The organism is Planktothrix serta PCC 8927 (assembly GCF_900010725.2).
Classification (GTDB): domain Bacteria; phylum Cyanobacteriota; class Cyanobacteriia; order Cyanobacteriales; family Microcoleaceae; genus Planktothrix; species Planktothrix serta.
In genome coordinates, this window is record NZ_LR734877.1 from 401,357 (window position 1) to 418,341 (window position 16,985).

Sequence of the window (16,985 nt, forward strand, 5' to 3'; positions counted from 1 at the left end):
CAAAACCGATGGAACGATTATTAGCGGTCATCGGCGTTGGCGAACCTTGCTGGCGTTGGGATGGGAAAAAGCTCCGGTTCAAGTCTGTCACTTTGAAAGCGAAGACGAGGAATTATTTATCTTGATTGCAGAAAACCGTCAGCGCCAACAGACAACGGTGCAGAAAATTCGAGAAGGCATGATTGTAGAACCCCTCGCCCGCAAACTCAGAAATTGTTACGCTTGTCAAACTACGCCACGAACTTCCGACTCAGAAATTACAGTTTCATCCCAGAACCCTCAACACCCTTCAATGGAAAATTTTCCATTAGCGAGGTTTAATCTGAATTTGAATGGAAAACAAATGCAACTGACTGAGAATATTGTGGCAGCGATTGTGGGGTTAGGTTGTGGCAGAACTTACCGAAAAGGGCGTGTAGCGATAAAAACCCCCAAACAAGCTAAAATTTTGCTCAAAGAACAGACAATTTTTAACCCCATTGATATGAAAGCAGAACCCGATTCACAATCCCCAACTTCCGCAGAAAATCAATCCCTAACCGACAAACCCGATGATATTAAAACAACTCAACAAGAATTCACTCCCGCCATTGGAACTTGGGTGATGATTAAAATTCCTTTAGTACCGAAAGAGAGAATTCCTCAACGGAAATGGAATGGATTTTGGGGTCGAATTACGGCCGTAGGAATGACCGTCAAGGTTGATATGGGAAGCGAGATTTTATCGCTACTTTTATCAGATGTTGAAGTGATTGAAAATCCCCAGCCTGATTTTTGTCAAGTTGCAGAGCGAATTCTCAGATTGCAACGCTTTGATACTGTGCATGAGTTTGGAAAAATGATCTTAAACCGAATGCAAAAACGGTTATCCTGGGATGCAGCCATTTTAACTTATCTTGATGCGGTCGAACAAATTGAATTAGCACATCGAGCGATTGAACAAGCGTTTTAGATATAGTTGTGTTTTCCCGGTAAAAAAAATTACCTGATTAGGTAAGTTTGCAAACATCAGCAATTTTCGCTTAATATAGGTTTGTTTAAAGTTACTTAGAGATCTAAGCAAAAATTTTAAAATTTATGAAGATTATTTCATTGCGAGTAAAGAATAACTTTTTGGGTTGGGATTTTAATGAAATCAAGTTTTCATCAAATTTAATCCTTTTAGTTGGTATATCAGGTGCAGGTAAAACCCAAATTCTACGTGCCATTATCGATTTAAGACGTATTGCAAATGGAAAAGCTATAAATGGGTTTGAATGGGAAATCATATTTTCTACCGTAGATGGGACTGAATTTGTTTGGGAAGGTAGCTTTGCTACTGTTGAAAAAAATCAACTAAATTTTGATTATGCTGAAAAAGAAAACCAAGATGACAAAGAAAAACCACCATTAATTTATGAGAAACTCAGTTCAAAAAATGAAGTTTTAAGTGAGCGAAACCAAGAAGAAATAAAGTTTAGAAATAGCCCCATGCCCAAACTTTCTTCCCATCAATCAATAATATATATTTTTAAAGAAGAACCTATTATTAAGAAAGCCTTTGATGCCTTAAATAAAATAGAATATCGTGACCACACAAGACACGGTGGTTTCCCCCTTAGAATTCAGGAAAAATCTTTGCATTCTCTTAAAAGCAAGTATAAAACTTTAGAGAATATAGTAAATAGTGATGAAGATATTAGGACTAAAATGTATCTGACTTATGAAAATAACTTAGATATTTTTGATAAAATTAGATCGACATTTATTGAAATTTTCCCACAAGTAGAAAATATCAAGATTGAATCACTTGAAACAGATGATGTACTAAAAAAAATCTCTGACAATGTTCCTGTTATTTATATCAAACAAAAAGCTGTCCACAAATGGATTAGAGAAGATAGGATGTCTTCTGGTATGTTACGCACAATTATTCATATTAGTGAAATTTTTCTTGCCAATGAAGGTTCGGTAATATTGATTGATGAATTTGAGAATAGCTTAGGGATAAATTGTATTGACATATTGACTGATGACCTTATTCACGAAAATAAAACCTTACAATTTATTGCCACAAGTCATCACCCTTACATTATTAATAATATTCCGTATGAATATTGGAAAATAGTGACCCGGCAGGGGGGACACATTAGCATTTGTAATGCTTCAGATTATCATCTGGGTAAATCTAAACAAGACGCATTTATTCAATTAACTAGGGCTTGCTGAATAAGTAACAGAAAAGGAAACGAATGATTAACTAGCGGGACTTAAACAAAAAAGAGAAATAAAACGGCTATAATTACAACAGGGTAAGTATTCTACGTTGAGAGGCTTCGATGAAAGAAACCACTCCATCTGCTATGCCACCATGCTTTGAGAAATGGTGTGCTAGGTTCGATCCGGTGTTGAGCAATCCATCTCAAAAAAGAGGATTTAGGCACTATTTAGGCGGATTATTGGGCGAAAGTGAACGAAAAAACTTAACTCAGATGTCAAATAACGCAGTAGGTGTGGTTTATCACCAATTGCATCATTTTTTGACAGAAGCAACCTGGGACGCAGAGAAAGTCAACGAGCGACGACTGCAAATCATGCAACAATGCAGTCAAACAAAGGTCAGGAAAGGATTTACTTTAATAATTGATGATTCAGGACACCGAAAAAGTGGTAAGGAAACGGCGGGGATTGGAAGACAATACATAGGAGAAATCGGCAAAACCGATAATGGAATCGTGTTGGTAACGACCCACTTATATGATGGGGTAAAAAGTCTGCCTTTAGATGTGGAATTGTATCAACACGCGAGTTCATTACCAGGAGGAAAGCAAGATTCAGATTTCGTTAAAAAGCCAGACCTAGCATTGAAGTTAATCGACAAATGCCTAAGCCGAGGGTCTAAACCGGGAGTCGTATTAGTAGATGCTGGATATGGAAATAATCGGACTTTTTTGAAACAATTAGAGTCAAGAAAGCTAAAATACATAGGGCTTGCTGAAAAAAGGGGAAAAGCCAGAACAGGGGGAGGAGAAGACAAGAAAAAATGAATCAGGTGCAAGGAATGGGTGTNCGGTATCCATTGGGCCATGATTACCCAGCGATTCTCTTCTGAGAGTTTTCCCTCAAATGGCAGTTTGAATTCTTCTGCTGGTGTCCTTGGTTGTTCGTCTTTACGGTACATTTTCCCCGACTCCTGCAAGGTTTTTGGGCTATTTTACACCCATTCCTTGCACCTGATTCATTTTTTCTTGTCTTCTCCTCCCCCTGTTCTGGCTTTTCCCCTTTTTTCAGCAAGCCCTAAATTAGTGGCTGCTGATTTTATTATTTCAGGTGATACGGATCTTCTGAATATTAGAGAAAAAATCACAATTCCTATTGTAAGTGCTGGTGAGTTTTTAGAGATTTTAGCAGATTCTACCAGCTAATAAAGTTTGGCGTTGTTATCATATTAGGCTAGGGGGTGCGTGCGCTAGGCTTACGCACCCTACGGAATGGCTAATCTAATATGGCTCCTCGTTGTTTTAGGTTAAGTTTAGCTTCTGGGGAAAGTCCCACCACACCTAAGAATTTAGCATTTTCTACAATAGCATTGGTAAGATAAATTCCACTTAAATTAGAACCACTTAAATCAGCATGGGTTAAATTAGCTGCGGTTAAATTGGCTCCAATTAAGTTAGTTTCTTTCAAATCTGTATAACTCAAATCTCGTTCAATACCTCCTTGAGTCACAATATCCTGAACCAGTCGCCATTTCTCACTCAGTTCGGTGGTTTCATCAATTAAGGTTCCGCTTAAATTTGCACCTTTGAGATCCGCATTTAAGAGCGTTGCACCTTTGAGATCCGCACCAATTAAATTAACACCTGTGAGGTTAGAATTGGTCAAAATTGCACGGGTAAGATTGGCGTTAATTAATTTAACATTGGTGAGATTAGCTCCTGTTAAATTAGCCCCAATCAGTTTTGTATAAATTAAATTTGCTCCACTTAAATAGGTATTAATTAAATGAGCGCGATTGAGATAAGCACCGACTAATTTAGCACCATTGAGATAAGCTCGGCTGAGATCTGACCCACTTAAATCAGCACCACTCAAATTAGCATTAATTAAGTTAACTCCAGTTAAATCTGCTTCGCTTAAATCTGCTTCTTGTAAGTCAGCATTAATTAGATTTGCACCGCTTAAATCTACACTACTTAAATCAACGCCCTTAAGTTGTACTCCAATTAAGATAGCGCCCCGAAAATCCCTTTCCCCGTGATTATACTTTTCTAGTAATTGTTTAATGTCCATTGTTTAATATTTTACTTAATTCGTGTTACCCTAACTAGAAACTGAAGTTTGTACTGATGAAAAACTGAAAAACATCCTTATGGGTCAGAGGACTGTAATTTCTTTCGAGTCCGACGAGCAGAACGCAATAATTTAACCCGATAAGGATCAGCATCGGTACGCCAGTAGACACGATAACCCCTGATTTCTGCACAATGGTCTTCTAAACATTTTAACCAATTCAGGCGCGTTTGAATCAACTTAAAGTTATCTAATAGTCCCCATTTTTCTTCTTGCTCACTCAGTTTCACCAACTGTTGATAGTGAGGATACTCCGGGGTGACAAAGGTGTGTTTCCGATGCAAAATTGGGGGATTAGGGCCATCATAAGTTTGATAGCTGACATGAAGATCCCGCAGATCAATTTGCATACAGCTACTCAGGGTGGGATGGGTTTCGATATCAAAATCTGGAGAAAATAAATAGGAAATTTTGGGAGTTTTGATATGAAACTTAATTAAGTTTGCACCTTCAGGACGCCCCAAAGTTTGACTAGCACATCCCTCATAGAGCCGCAGTAAGGGAGAAAGTTTTTCCAGCGCTGAAATATGAATCCAGAGGGAATTGGTTCGTTTTTGACCTACTGCACTATTTTGGCAATGGTTAGCAATAATTTTAGGATCACCAAGAGTATATAACATTAAATCTGCCAAATTACAAGATTTTATATAACTGCCGAATAAACCTTTTATATCATTTTTCATTTGTTCTGAAAGTTGAAATAGTTTAGGACGACGACCAAATCGACTTAAGGCAATATACACCAGTAAATCTTGACGACGTTTATGGGCGATCGCATCCCATTCATCGGGATTTGTGACTTGTAAAATCACTTTAAACGCTCGTTTTAAGCTGCTAAATTCCTGTTTAATTGGGTCTGCTTCTGGAAGTTCATAATCTACAGGTAAACGACCGCGATCGCTAACAAATTCAATTAAGGGTTGCAGTAATTCTTGATAATCTTCAAACCGTTTAACGTTTAAACGCACCTGGGGAGAAGTTAACCGAGATCGGAAGCGAGAAGCGCGAAATTTTTCGGCTTCCATCTCATCCCGAAAAACAATATAAACCCCTAAATCTAAAGGAATTGCATCAACATTCAACACCTGATCAATATAAACTTTGAGTTCTTCCTGTTGATAATATTTTTGAAAGGTATTGCGGTTAGTAATTACCCCATCTCCATAAACCATAATTCCTTTTTCTTGGGTATCAACTAACACTTGTGCTGCTACAATTAACACGGATTGAGCTAAATTCCAAGCTTGAATTAACGCTTCCCGTCGTTCTATTTGACATTCAATCACGTTAATCACATAGCCTATATTAACAATATTTGATTCAACGCGAGGAGTCTGGGGAGAATAATAAGGGTCCCATCCGGTACTCGTATATCCCTGTTCAGCTAACCGTTGAATATCTCCCCCATATCCACAGCCATAATCAAAAAAAGTGGCGTGTTCCTGAAACAATTCGGCTTCCAAAGCTAAACGAACGGGACGAGATAAATTTTTACGCGGAATTGCGGCTCGATGACGTTCAATTTTGGGTAAAAACTGTAAAGAATCCTCAGAATTTAGGGGGGTTAAATTCTCCGTAAGTTCTGAAAATTTTATCACCCGATGATCTTGAATTTCTACCCCATGTTTGTCTAAGTGTTGTTGCCAACCTTTTTGAGTTCCAATGGTTCGATAGAGACGAGTTTCTGAGTTGAGAAATTCTGAATAGGATGAAGTTTTTCGAGGTGTTAATAATCCTAGGGATTCTTCTGTTTCGGTGAGTTGGGTAAATTTTTGATAATGGGGATAATTGGGAGTAATAAAGGTTTCTTTTCGATGTAAAATCGGAGGATTATTACTATTAGAATAATCCATAATATTAACGTTTCCCGTTTTGACATTCACTTGAAAACTGGCTGTTAAGGCAGGATGGGGATTCAGATCAAAGTCAGGATAAAATAAATAAGAAATAACAGGTTGATTCGTATGAAATTTAATTAGGGTAAAGGGTTTTAAGGGAGGTAAATAAAAACGGCTTAATTGTTCATAGAGTCTTAACACAATATTGAGTTCAGGTAAGGCTGAATAATGAACATATAAAGCATTGGGAAGTTTTTTACCCAGGGAACTTTGCTGACAATATTGAGTAATAGAATTCGGGTTTTGAAGATTCAGTAACAATTGATCAACCCGAAAGCAAGTTTGTTGATAACTGCCAAAATAGTTAGAAATTTCTCGTTGAATTTCGGGAGCAAAATCATCAAAACATTTCAAACGGGGAGGAACTTGTCGTTGTAGAGCTTGTAATGCTAGAAACACCAGCAAATCATCCCCTCTATTGAAATCACGGTTTAGAGGGTTCTGTTGAGTTAAAACCTCAGAGGTGGTAAGGCATTCCCAAGAGTAACTCTGGGGAGGAAAAACGAGATGATGACTGCTACTCATTCGTCTGACCCCAATTAAAACGTAGCGGTTTATTCTGATTTTAAAGCAAAAAACAGGAATGAAGAATTAAGAATAATGAAGTTTTATCTAAAAATTTCTCAACTATGGCTAACGAATCCCTGTTTCCGGCTCAATCCCATTATGCTGTCACCCCAGAACCCCAAAATCTAACCCTTCGACGTCGCCGCCTTCACCAAGGTGTGATTTTATTATTATTAATCGGTTGTTTTTTTAGTGGGTTAGGGATTCAACTGGCTCGGCTGCAATTACTCCAGGGAGAATATCATCGAATTCGGGCTGAAAATAATCGTTTACGTCTGATTCCTGTTCCGGCTAAACGAGGGTTAATTTTAGATCGAAACGGGTATTTTTTAGCCGGAAGTCAATTATCTCGTTCGGTATATTTATGGCCCCAAGAACAATCTCCTGAAGAATGGAAAATAACCGTTGAACAACTCCAATCTATTTTAAATATTCCGGCTGCTGAAATTATTGAAAAATTAGAAAAAACCGGATATCGATCTCGAATTCCCGTTCGAGTTAGTCCGAATCTTTCTGCTCAAATGTTTATTAGTTTAGCGGAGAAAGTGGAAAATTTACGCGGTGTTGAAGTTCGGGGAGAATCTCGACGGAGTTATCCGAATGGAAATTTAGCGGCTCATATTTTAGGTTATATTGGTGAAGCAACATCAGAGGAATTAAAACAAAATCCCGATTATCCGATGGGAATGATGGTCGGAAAAACAGGAGTTGAAAAATTAGCAAATTCTAAAATAGAGGGAATTTGGGGAAATCGATTAATTGAAGTGGATGCTAAGGGTCAGGAAATTCAAGAGTTAGGAGTTCAACCTCCCCAACAAGGTGAATCTATTCGCTTAACCTTAGATTTAGCCTTACAAAAAACGGCAGAAAAAGCTTTAGCAAATCGTCGAGGTGCAGTTGTAGTTTTAGATGTTAAAACCGGAGGGATTTTAGCCTTAACCAGTGGGCCGACTTTTGATCCGAATGTATTTACAGATCAAGTCACAAGTCAAGAATGGAAACAACTACAAAGCACGGAACAACCTTTATTAAATCGAGCGTTACAAGGATATCCTCCGGGGAGTACCTTTAAAATTGTGACGACAACCGCCGGAATTGAATCGGGGAAATTTTCAATTACATCTAAACTCGCAACTTCTTCAGCGATTAAAATTGGTGGAATTGCGTTTCATGAACATGGAAAAGGTTATGGTGTGATTGGATTTAAAGATGCTTTAGCTTTTAGTAGTAATACCTTTTTTTATCAGGTTGGGGTGAAAACTGGAGCAGAAAATATTGCCAAATGGGGAAAAGAATTGGGAATTGCAGGAACGATTAATCTGGATTTATTGGGGTTGGATGGGGCAAATTATGGGCAAATTCCTACCCCCAAAGAGAAGGAAAAATTATATGGAGAACCTTGGTATTTGGGGGATACAGTTACGATGGCAATTGGTCAAGGTTTAGTCTTAGTAACGCCCTTAGAATTGGCGGTAATGATTTCTACGGTAGCAAATAATGGGTGGCGAGTTCAACCTCATTTATTAATGTCTCAAACGAATATATCTGAAACCAAACCGATTAAAACTCAAATTTCTGCATCCACCCTGAATTTAATTCGCGCCGGATTAATTGATGTGGTCAAAAAAGGAACAGGACGGGGATTAAATGACGGGACTATTCCTTTAACGGGTGGAAAAACGGGAACAGTTGAAATCCCTGGACAGCCCGATAATGCGATGTATGTTGGGTTTGGGCCTGCAAATAAACCTGAAATTGCCATCGCTGTTGTAGTGGAAGGGGGAGGATATGGTGCGGTTTCTGCGGCTCCCATTGCCCATGATATTTTTAAAACCTATTTTAGTAGTCGGAACGTTAAATCTAAATCTAAATCTTAAATCTAGAACGATCTGATCGCATTAGGTGTTAAAAGAGGAGAGGTGCAATCTTGTTGTTGAGTTTTTAATAGAAAAGGGGGAACATCAGTTAACAGTAAGCTTTGAATTTCATTTTGTACCCTTTCCTCTAACCTCTAGGGTGATCTGATTCGATGAAAATTGAGGTTAATTGCTAAGAAATTAATAAATTACAAATAGCACTATTATGCAGGATTAATTCGCGCGATTCTTGACGAACTAATCCTTCAATTACAGCTTCTTGTAACTTTAAAAAAGCTTGAAAATCCTCTATCCCATATTTAGTTGTTTGCAAAAGCTTACGCAATCGTTCTTCGGCATCTACGGTTAGATAGCCTGTCTCTAAACAAGTCTCAACAATTAGGTTAATTTTATTCATTTTTGTTTACATCTCGTTACAGAATGGTGAGGGATTTTGTACAAAAATCACGTTTTTATTCTCCGTACTTACACGGAGATATGGCATCTTTCTAAAGAGGGATTATTATTATTAAAGTTTGATATAGTCAATCATCAAAACCTAAAAATAGACGATTAGGAAATTCTAAAGTTCCCTGTTTTTAATTTTGTCACCAAAAGTAGGAGTGAACTACCATCCATCGCTGTCAACTTCAGGCTAAAATTTTAGCGATTATAGCAGTCGCTATAGCACTTAAGACTTGGATTCTGGCAAACGCGGGTGTGCCGCACAGCCGATAAATGATTGTCTAGCACCCTAAAATGTACTATTCTACATAATCATATAATCGGTTAATTTTTTCCTTCCTATGTCATTGAATCGCCGTCAATTTCTATTGTTAATGGGTCTGAGTGCTTCTAGTGTTGTTGGGTGGGAAATCAAGAAGGGTTTTTTGACCGTTTCCGAGCCTCCGCATCAAAAAATTTTGGGGGTAGATCCGGCGATCGCAGAGATTTCTGACCCTAAACCGCTATTTCGTTTTGTCACCATTGGAGATGCAGGAACAGGAGAAAAGGGACAATATGATGTCGCTAATGCCATGTTTCGCTATCATCAAAACCATCCTTTTCAAGTGGTAACTTTATTGGGAGATAATATTTATATAAACGGCGAAATTGAGAAAATTAATCAAGTTTTTGAGAAACCCTATCAACCCTTACTCCAACAAGGAGTTAAATTTTATGCTTGTTTAGGGAATCACGATATTAGAACAGAAAATGGCGATCGCCAAGTCACTTATCCTTTATTTAATATGAAAGGTCGTTACTATACTTTTCAATATAACCCGGTGCAATTTTTTGTTTTAGATGCTAATGAAAATGCTGACTGGGAAAAACAAATGCCTTGGTTAGAAAACCAACTGCAACATAGTCAATCTGCTTGGAAAATCGTTTATAGTCATTATCCCATTTATTCTTCTGGGGTTTATGGGGTTAACCCAGAATTGATGAATCGATTAACCCCGTTGTTTAAAAAATATGGGGTGCAACTTTATATGAATGGTCATGAACATGATTATGAACGCACAAAACCAATTGATGAAACAACGTATTTAACAAGTGGAAATGGAGGTGCAGCAATTCGCCCTGTCGGAAGTTCAGAGTGGACAGCAACCGCCGCCTCAATATTAGGATTTACTGCCATTGAGATTTATCCAGATCGAATGGTTATTCAGGCAATTGACACAGAAAATCAAGTGTTTGATCAGGGAATTATTCTCTTATAATAGCACTTTCTTAGTCTATTTAAAATTAGGAGTACCCAGCAATGCTAGAATTTTATCAAACTGGAAGTTTTCCACTGCGAAGAATGATCCGAATCTTTTCTTGATGTTCTGGGACTAAAGTTGAGCTTTTCAGAAGCAGTTGAGCAAAACCCAAAATTGCGTTCAAAGGCGATCGCAATTCGTGGCTCATATTCGCCAAAAAGGTGCTTTTCACTTCGGCGGCGGCTTCTGCTTTTTGTTTAGCGATCGCTAACTCGGCGGTACGTTCCTCGACTTTTGTTTCCAGAGTTCGATGAGATTCTGCTAAATTTGCATAGAGTCTAGCATTTTCAATGGCGATCGCAGCCTGGGCGGATAAAAGTTTTAATATTTCTAAGCGATCATGGGTAAACGCACCCGTGGCGCGATCGTTTTCTAAATAAACAATACTGCATCTAAAGTTAGGGGTTCTAAATGAATAGAATTGATTGTTATTTCTGCCTTTAATTTCATGATAATATCTGAAAGAATGATCGGAATTTCCGGCTGAATTTCATGGGGAGAAATCGGTTGTTTAGCAATATGACAATGGACTAACTCTAACGCATCATCAGTTTTAAAAGGTAACTGTCCGGTTAGCAATTCATAAAAGGTGATACCCAGAGAATAAAAATCAGTACGATAATCTAATGAACAGTTCATCCGTCCGGTTTGTTCGGGTGAGATATACGCTAAAGTTCCTTCCAAAAGGTTCGGATTTTTCAGGGTAGGATTTTCACGGGTGAAGGTAGTAGAAATCCCAAAATCAATAATTTTTAGTTCTTCTCGGTTGAATCAAGGTTGTCAACTTATCGATATCAAGCTGGACAAATCTAATAAAATACCATCAGGTCGCTTGGCTTCCTCTAATTATAAACCTTCAGACCTGAAGCTACTAGCAGATTTTGAATAAAATATATTGACTAAAATTTCAATTCGATCTAAAATAGAATATGATCCTAAATTTTTAAGGAATTATTAGTCTGTGACTGTGCAAAAAAATCCCCTAGTTAAACCTTTTTTAAAATGGGCAGGAGGGAAGCGACAATTATTACCTGAAATCCTAAAATATCTTCCTAAAAAGATAGGTAAAGCTACATACTATGAACCCTTTTTAGGAGGAGGTGCACTTTTATTTGAGTTACAACCCAAAACAGCAATTGTTAATGATAGTAACTGGGAATTAATTAATTGTTATCGAGTGATTAAAGATGATGTTGAAGAACTCATTGAGATTTTAAAAGATCACAAAGCGAAAAATTCCAAAGAATATTATGATGATCTGCGGGAAAGGGATCGTTTAAAAGAGTATAGTAAATTTTCTGAAGCCGAAAAAGCTGCTCGAATTATTTATTTAAACAAAACTTGTTACAATGGATTATTTAGAGTTAATTCTAAAGGACATTTTAATGTTCCTTTTGGTCGTTATAAAAATCCGAATATATTAGACGAGGCGGTATTAAGAGGAGTTAACGATTATTTTAATCAAAATACAGTAACTTTTTTAAATCGTGATTTTGCTGAAGCTGTTAAAGATGCCAAAAAAGGCGATTTTGTCTATTTTGATCCTCCTTATGATCCCGTTTCTAATAGCGCTTCTTTCACGGGATATGATATTAATGGCTTTAATCAAAATGAACAAAGACGTTTAAAACAAGTGGTTGATGAATTAACCGAAAAAGGATGTAATGTGATGTTAAGTAATTCAGCCACAGATTTTATCTTGGATTTGTATAAAGATTATAAAGAAACAATAAAAATCCTTTCTGCAACCCGCAGTATTAACTCTAATGCTCTCAAACGAGGTAAAATAGATGAGGTTTTAGTTTTAAATTATGTTCCCAAACCTTAAAAGATATGAACAACAAAAAAACAGGAAAAAATGATATATTGATTTTTTCATCCCACTTGAATCCCTACGTTTAACCCCATAGAGTTTATCCAAAAGTCAAAAGATTTCTCCCCTAGAACAGTTTCGTGCAAAACTAGGACACAACGTAACGATATAAACCGCTCAACCATTACATAGTAAGGAAGGATGAGTTGTGAAGCAATCCCCAATTTCAGCAGAATTGATTTCAGCGCCGCTCGGTAAGACAATATACCCAGAGCCTTATGCTTCCCTTATGAAGGGACGACAAAAGCGAAAACTGGGTGAGTATTTTGGGTTAACTCATTTTGGAGTTAATTTAACCCATCTCTCACCGGGTGCAATTTCTGCACTTGCTCACAGCCACTCAAAGCAAGAAGAATTTATCCTGGTATTGGAAGGCAGCCCAACGCTGGTACTGGGCGAAGAGGAATTCGTTTTGCATCCTGGTGACTGCTATGGATTTAAGGCAGGGACAGGTATCGCCCATCAACTGATTAATCGATCTGAGGAAAATGTAACCTATCTTGAAATTGGCGATCGCACTGAGGGAGATGAGGTGGAATTCCCAAATGACGATCTTAAAGCAACACAATTGCCGAATGGTGAATGGGCTTTAACGCACAAGATGGTCGCCCATATTAAGGTCACTGTCTAACAACTGGGCTGCACTAGAACGTTCGGCGATCGCATTAAGTTGAAGGATACAATGCGAGCGCTCAATCGAGTCATGTTTGGTTTCACGTTACCTACTTTATGTGGCTAAGTCCTCGGTTGTAGCAGTATTTGTGAGTTATCTTTCAATAGCGAAGTTAAATTAGGGTAGTAGCAATGTATGGGAGCCAAAACTTTTGTCTATGAACGCCAAGTTGAATATTGGACAAGCCGACAGATAGAGGAGTTTTTTCTAAATGCTGGTTTCAATATTATTGTTTATCTCGCAGAACAAGGCTGAAAGATTTTGCTATCCATCTAGTTCTGACGGATAGCCATAATTTTTCAGCCTAATAATAGTTAGACTGCCCTGTTACTTGTGGCGGCTGTAACCAAAGAGCGTCTGTTTATCAGTTGATAAAGCAGATGATTGAATTTTATTAAGTTAAAAAACTACTTTCTTTTCTGACGCTTCACATCTTCTGCGGCTCGTAGAAGCTTTTGCTCTGGCAAAATATTTTGGAATTTACTAAATATATTTCGTTGGAAATATGTCCAGCCTTCAATAGGGGTATGATCTAAAGCATTCAGGTATAAGCGTAGGCTTAACTCTTGCATTTCCTCATAGTAGATATTCTCAAATTGGTCTATAAAATTACTGGCACTATCTTCAATTCCAGCAGGACTGCAAAAGATAAAGTCTACTTGCTTTCCAGGGTATTTCTGAACTGCAAGTTCCAAATAGCGTCGCTTTTCTATCGCCTCTCGAACGTGATTGATTGTAATTGTATGTTTCTTAAGCTCTCGGATTCTAACGGCTTTTCTAGGATTATCAAACTCAACAAGATCAAAACGTCGAGTCTTTTTATCAGAATCCGATAAATTATCGAGAATAGTCACCTCTTGCCGAATGACGATTCTTCCATAGCCTGCTAACATAATTAAGCTATCTTGAAGAGCCTCTTCAGACTTTTCAACATACCATTGCTCTATACCACTCTCAACAATATAGGCGTACCACTGCAAGAAATTGAATCCATATTGGCTAGTAATTATTCCTAAATTAATTGCTTGGTGAACACAAATAATAGATTGGCGAAGATTAATAAACTTTCGCTTGTTCCCACTTACAAAAATCTCTTTCTCTCGACCAAAAGGGGCAAGATCATTGGTATATGCTTCTTCAGGAAATTGGGATAGCCGCTCTTCGTGGCGTTTAATTATATTTTGATACTGAGCCTTCTGCCTAATTCCTAGTACCGTTAAGAGATCACTAAGCGCAATTAGATTTCTTGAGAAAGTTACTGAATTATCAGAAAAATAATGAACTTCAAACATTTACACTTTTTGCTTCATTAAAAGCTTATTCTCATTTTTAACTGCATTATCTAATACATTTCTGTAGACTTTTTCGAGCAATGCAAAGTTTTGAGCATTTCCACCTTGATCCGGATGAAAAATCTTAGCTTCTTGATGATACGCACGTCTGATTGTTTCAGAATTGGAAAAAGGTTCAATCCCTAACAATTCATAATTTGCCTTGACATTTGCTATATCTTCCGGATCACCAAGATCTAAGTATTTTTTTCGTGCCCAAAATAGACGCACCTCTAACTCATGCTCTTCAACCCACTTATCGTGAGTTTCCTTATCCCATAGTGGATCTACATGATGCCGCGATTTGACTTTTGGATTTGACGCTTGAAGGCGGTATGGGTCAGCAAACTCACGCTTCAAACCTACGTCACTGCTTAAGTTCTCGTTGTTTGCAATGTAATTTGATTTACTTAAGAAGACAGGACTACCTCTATAAAACTCAACAAAGTATATTTTTGCCCAAGCAGTAATGCGTCGCACACAGCGCCTTTCGGCTGGAGCAAGTGCGTTTTGAAAGTCAAGGTAAATCAAGGCACAGTTCCTATCAAACCTTGCCTTAGCAACTGCATTAGGTTCAGCTACCTGCTTATACGTGTCCATGAATATATGTTGAACACCGAGCTATTCAATTGCTTTATGAGATAGCATAACACATATTTCACGATCGCATTCTATCCTTCTTAGCACTATAGGCTGCAAACTTTATTGGGTTAATCTTAAAAAGCTTTAACGTCAGGGATAGGCGATCGCAACTTATCCCTGCAACCTACAACTGTAACCCAGACATAGTGAGCAAATCCAGTGGGATAGGACGGTAAAACTATACTAATATAGCGCTAACACTCCAAGAGCAGGATCTTCGTAAAACTGGATGATGTCTTGATAATGCGATCGCAAAATTTCTTCAATCTGATTTGTTGAGCAATTACCTCGTCGAATCCAGATCACTTTTGGTGGAAATCCTCGCAAGACATTCAACTCACTAAAATCAGAGTCTCTGGTTACAACAGTAAAGCCATGTTGATTTGCATACTCCCACAGTACGCGATCGTCTGCTTGATCTAAACCAATAAAGGAAGCGTGTTGAGAGTCAGGATACAAATCAGCAAGACGATTGACCAATCGAGGTGACAGATTTTGATCAAACAGTAGGTTCATGCTTGAATCATTAATGTTTGTCGTTCTCGGTCAGCCGCATAACTTAAGCAAGCAAGAATATCTTCCTGAGTGAGATAAGGAAAATCATCCAGGATTTCCTTATAGGTCATACCTGAAGCTAGGTAAGACAGCACATCATAAACAGTGATTCGCATTCCACGAATACAAGGTTTACCTCCTCGCTTTCCAGGTTCTATCGTGATGATGTCTTGATACCGCATGGCTTCGTAGGGCGAAACAACAGACAATTTACAATTAGATTTATTTTTAAAGGCGGCACCCGGATTTGAACCGGGGATGGAGATTTTGCAGACCTCTGCCTTACCGCTTGGCTATGCCGCCACGACCATGCAGTTATTTAATATAGCACAGGTGTTTGTGAAATTGCAAGCTTTTTTCGCCATTTGCTCACAATCCCTTGCAGGTCGGGAAATACCCAAGCATCATATTGAGGATAAACAGGTAGACGTCGTACCAGTTGCCAGCCGTTGGGGTCTAAAATTGCCTGTAAGGTTTGATGATCAGGATGGGGATAATCGGGGTTCACTTCGTCACGGGGGCCAATTCCGCCGAGATCTCGCGCTCCTGCGTCTAAACAGGCTAATAAAATATCAGGATGGTTGACTAAATTAGGGGGAATTTGTAAGCTAATATCAGGAGGTAAAATAGAACGGGCGATCGCTATAATATCCGGTAATTGCTGCAACTCAAAACTGTCTCTCTGTCCTATTTGCTGACTTCCTAAACTGTGGGGTTGTAAAATTACTTCTTGAATATGTCCCCATCGTTGATGAACGGTTGCGATCGCATTTAAAGTGTTTTTCCTGTCTTGCGAAGTTTCTCCAATTCCTAATAATAATCCCGTTGTAAAGGGTATTTTTAATTTTCCTGCCCATTCTAACTGTTGTAACCGCAATTCAGGGACTTTACTAGGGGCATAACGATGAACCGTTTCTAATAATTTAGGGGTAATTTGTTCTAACATTAACCCCATAGAAACATTCACCTGTTTTAATTGGGTCATTTCTGTAAAACTTAACGGCCCAACATTGGTATGAGGTAAAAACCCCAAGGATATTGCTAATTCGCATAACTCATAAATTCGTTGAAACCAAGCCAAACGTTGAGAACTATTCGGATGAACTTCTCCACTTAATACCAAAATCTCAATAATTCCTTGATTTTGAAGCGGTTTTAACATTTTTTCTGCTTCTGTTAACGTTAACCAAGGACTTTCACCGATATGGGTTCTGAAATTACAATAACTACAGCGATTAAAACAGTCATAAGTCGGAACAATCGTGTAAGCTGGACTGTAACTAATGTATTGATTGATCATAAATTTAGTTTAATCCTAATGCTCATTTTGAATTATAATAGAATCAGTAGGGGCGGGTTCGAGTCTATCTTAAATCCCTAAAAAGAATTTATCAAAACCCGTCCCTGACCGGGATTTAATGATTCATAAAGCATCTAGTGATGCGTGACGCTACGCTTACGCATCCTACCTTACCGTTCAACTCTTATTGTT

At 38.1% G+C, this 16,985-nt stretch carries 16 protein-coding genes, 1 tRNA gene and 2 pseudogenes; 8 read left to right on the forward strand and 11 right to left on the reverse strand.

From position 1 onward, the window contains the following. The first annotated feature begins 46 nt into the window (after positions 1-46). From PL8927_RS28570 to PL8927_RS18420, 4 genes and pseudogenes are all read left to right on the forward strand, one after another. Positions 47-952, forward strand: a complete 906-nt coding sequence (locus PL8927_RS28570) for a hypothetical protein (RefSeq protein WP_231506059.1) — start codon at positions 47-49, stop codon at positions 950-952. Positions 953-1,077: 125 nt separating this feature from the next. Continuing rightward, positions 1,078-2,208, forward strand: coding sequence for an AAA family ATPase (locus PL8927_RS18410; RefSeq protein WP_083624511.1), 1,131 nt, complete (start codon positions 1,078-1,080; stop codon positions 2,206-2,208). Between the two features lie 110 nt (positions 2,209-2,318). Then, positions 2,319-2,984 (forward strand): annotated as a pseudogene (locus PL8927_RS18415) (IS701 family transposase); the annotation flags it as partial. Between the two features lie 129 nt (positions 2,985-3,113). Further along, positions 3,114-3,404, forward strand: a complete 291-nt coding sequence (locus PL8927_RS18420) for a hypothetical protein (RefSeq protein ID WP_156093238.1) — start codon at positions 3,114-3,116, stop codon at positions 3,402-3,404. Positions 3,405-3,474: 70 nt separating this feature from the next. Here PL8927_RS18420 and PL8927_RS18425 read toward each other — a convergent pair whose 3' ends face one another. Together PL8927_RS18425 and PL8927_RS18430 are read right to left on the reverse strand one after the other, a co-directional pair. Continuing rightward, the gene (locus tag PL8927_RS18425) at positions 3,475-4,272 is read right to left on the reverse strand and encodes a pentapeptide repeat-containing protein (protein ID WP_083624513.1); all 798 of its coding nucleotides are present in this window, start codon (positions 4,270-4,272) and stop codon (positions 3,475-3,477) included. A gap of 77 nt (positions 4,273-4,349) precedes the next feature. Then, the gene (locus tag PL8927_RS18430; protein WP_083624516.1) at positions 4,350-6,755 is read right to left on the reverse strand and encodes a DNA phosphorothioation-associated putative methyltransferase; all 2,406 of its coding nucleotides are present in this window, start codon (positions 6,753-6,755) and stop codon (positions 4,350-4,352) included. Between the two features lie 104 nt (positions 6,756-6,859). Here PL8927_RS18430 and mrdA point away from each other — a divergent pair, with 104 nt between their 5' ends. Further along, on the forward strand, positions 6,860-8,674 hold the full coding sequence (gene mrdA, locus PL8927_RS18435; RefSeq protein ID WP_083624519.1) for a penicillin-binding protein 2: 1,815 nt from the start codon (positions 6,860-6,862) through the stop codon (positions 8,672-8,674). 172 nt (positions 8,675-8,846) lie between these two features. Here the strand turns inward: mrdA and PL8927_RS18440 are convergent, their stop codons facing one another. Next, entirely contained in the window at positions 8,847-9,071 is a 225-nt protein-coding gene (locus PL8927_RS18440) for a hypothetical protein (RefSeq protein ID WP_083624521.1), read from the reverse strand. A gap of 388 nt (positions 9,072-9,459) precedes the next feature. Here PL8927_RS18440 and PL8927_RS18445 point away from each other — a divergent pair, with 388 nt between their 5' ends. Beyond that, positions 9,460-10,377, forward strand: coding sequence for a metallophosphoesterase family protein (locus tag PL8927_RS18445; RefSeq protein ID WP_083624524.1), 918 nt, complete (start codon positions 9,460-9,462; stop codon positions 10,375-10,377). Positions 10,378-10,432: 55 nt separating this feature from the next. Here PL8927_RS18445 and PL8927_RS28865 read toward each other — a convergent pair whose 3' ends face one another. Continuing rightward, positions 10,433-10,591 carry a sensor histidine kinase gene (locus tag PL8927_RS28865; protein WP_269322025.1) on the reverse strand — a complete coding sequence of 53 codons (159 nt, stop codon included), beginning with the start codon at positions 10,589-10,591 and terminating at the stop codon, positions 10,433-10,435. Between the two features lie 260 nt (positions 10,592-10,851). Continuing rightward, positions 10,852-11,181 (reverse strand): annotated as a pseudogene (locus PL8927_RS18455) (serine/threonine protein kinase); the annotation flags it as partial. A 199-nt stretch (positions 11,182-11,380) separates the two neighbouring features. On the opposite strand from PL8927_RS18455, the gene PL8927_RS18460 reads away from it, so the two are divergent. Continuing rightward, complete coding sequence (locus PL8927_RS18460; RefSeq protein WP_197047469.1) at positions 11,381-12,247, forward strand: DNA adenine methylase; 867 nt, start codon at positions 11,381-11,383, stop codon at positions 12,245-12,247. 193 nt (positions 12,248-12,440) lie between these two features. Beyond that, the gene (locus tag PL8927_RS18465) at positions 12,441-12,923 is read left to right on the forward strand and encodes a cupin domain-containing protein (RefSeq protein ID WP_156093239.1); all 483 of its coding nucleotides are present in this window, start codon (positions 12,441-12,443) and stop codon (positions 12,921-12,923) included. A gap of 449 nt (positions 12,924-13,372) precedes the next feature. Here PL8927_RS18465 and PL8927_RS18470 read toward each other — a convergent pair whose 3' ends face one another. The 6 genes from PL8927_RS18470 to cofG all read right to left on the reverse strand — a co-directional run bounded on the left by PL8927_RS18470 (position 13,373) and on the right by cofG (position 16,793). Then, positions 13,373-14,257: a hypothetical protein gene (locus PL8927_RS18470; protein WP_083624530.1), complete on the reverse strand. Its 885-nt coding sequence runs from the start codon at positions 14,255-14,257 to the stop codon at positions 13,373-13,375. After that, positions 14,258-14,896 (reverse strand): J domain-containing protein, encoded by a 639-nt coding sequence (locus PL8927_RS18475; RefSeq protein WP_083624532.1) that lies wholly within the window; start codon positions 14,894-14,896, stop codon positions 14,258-14,260. Between the two features lie 225 nt (positions 14,897-15,121). After that, positions 15,122-15,454 (reverse strand): DUF5615 family PIN-like protein, encoded by a 333-nt coding sequence (locus PL8927_RS18480; RefSeq protein ID WP_083624535.1) that lies wholly within the window; start codon positions 15,452-15,454, stop codon positions 15,122-15,124. Next, positions 15,451-15,675 carry a DUF433 domain-containing protein gene (locus PL8927_RS18485; protein WP_083624538.1) on the reverse strand — a complete coding sequence of 75 codons (225 nt, stop codon included), beginning with the start codon at positions 15,673-15,675 and terminating at the stop codon, positions 15,451-15,453. The genes PL8927_RS18480 and PL8927_RS18485 overlap by 4 nt, the downstream gene beginning before the upstream one ends. A 50-nt stretch (positions 15,676-15,725) precedes the next feature. Beyond that, positions 15,726-15,796: transfer RNA gene (locus tag PL8927_RS18490), tRNA-Cys, on the reverse strand. Between the two features lie 16 nt (positions 15,797-15,812). Then, positions 15,813-16,793: a 7,8-didemethyl-8-hydroxy-5-deazariboflavin synthase subunit CofG gene (gene cofG, locus PL8927_RS18495; protein ID WP_083624540.1), complete on the reverse strand. Its 981-nt coding sequence runs from the start codon at positions 16,791-16,793 to the stop codon at positions 15,813-15,815. Positions 16,794-16,985 lie beyond the last annotated feature (192 nt).